Annotated in this window: 1 protein-coding gene and 1 pseudogene; both read right to left on the reverse strand. The window is 68.1% G+C overall.

Going from position 1 to position 1,167, the window contains the following annotated elements:
• On the reverse strand, window positions 1-739 hold a 739-nt coding region (locus ABD323_RS41365; protein WP_344447244.1), incomplete at its 3' end, for a hypothetical protein.
• Between the two features lie 115 nt (window positions 740-854).
• Window positions 855-1,167: pseudogene (locus ABD323_RS41370) on the reverse strand (ATP-binding protein); the annotation flags it as partial.

A 1,167-nucleotide genomic window follows, 5' to 3' on the forward strand; every position in this document is an offset into this window, starting at 1 on the left:
CAGGACGCGAGGGCGGGATGGCGGACCTCGGTTCGGCCGCCGGTGCCTTCCCCAGCCCATCCGTGCGGGTCGGGTTCGTGGCGAGGGCGGCAGCGTGGAGCGCGGACCGGTGGGTGGTGAAACCCCGGTCGTTCTCGTGCCGTGCTGCTTCTGTCGGAGCCGACTCGGGTTGGGTGGCGGCCTCCGCGAGCTGCGGCTGCACGGCTACCTGAAGGTCACCCGCCCGATGCAACGCCGCTGTGGCCCGGGCGAGTTTGCCGAACGCTTCACCACGGTCGGTGGCGGCAGGCAGGGTGTAGACGTCCAGCGCGTGCTGGAAGCGCCAGCCGTGCGCTTCGAGGACCGCTCCACCGCGTTCGACGGCGTTGATCGTGTCAGCGGTGGCGGCTACGACGCCGAGGCTCGGGTGCTCGGCGAACGCGATGTCAGGCTCGTTGCGTCCGTTGCTCATCCACCGAGTGGATGCCGGTTCCGGGTCGAGGTCGTTGTCGGCGTGCACGGTGTAGCCGGCATGGCGGAGCATGTCGACTGCAGTGGTTGCGCGGGCCTGTCCGGCGAGATGCTGGTCTGACAGCGCGTACGTGACTTCGCTGTCGAGGACGCGGTGGAATCCCAGGCGTTCCAGTATCCAATCAGCGCCGACGAGTTGGCGCGGGTTGGCTGCGCAGATCCCGAGTTCGGGGTCGCGGCCGATGACGATGTCCGGTCGGGCATGGTCGAACGTGGTGTTGTCGGGCATGGGAGGTCCATCCGAGGGGCGGGGGATTGGGGAAGGTCGCGGGATGGGACCGGGATCTGCTGGTGCGGTTCAACGTGAGGTCTCCAATTCGTAATTCGTGAATTTCCTTGATTTCTCAGGTCATTCGGGCATCGGTGTCGAAGAGCGCCTTCTCTGCGGGGTGCAGGATGTGCTGCACGATGAAGCTCCGCCCGGCGACCTTCCACAGCCCGCGCCCTCGGGTGAGTGCGGACACCGCCTGGGTCTCGACACCGGTCAGCCCGAGTAGGGAGGCGGCGGTGGCGAGTTGGTCGCTCTCCTGGCGGTAGATGATGCGCGTACTGCAGTCGGCGAGCAGGCCCTCGGCCAGGACCCGGCCGCGGGAGCCGACGTCGCCGGCGGACAGCAGGTCGGACAGGCGGTGGATCACCATCAGGTTGGCGATGCCC

It is taken from the genome of Kitasatospora nipponensis (assembly GCF_039528135.1).
GTDB classification, from domain to species: Bacteria; Actinomycetota; Actinomycetes; order Streptomycetales; family Streptomycetaceae; genus Kitasatospora; species Kitasatospora nipponensis.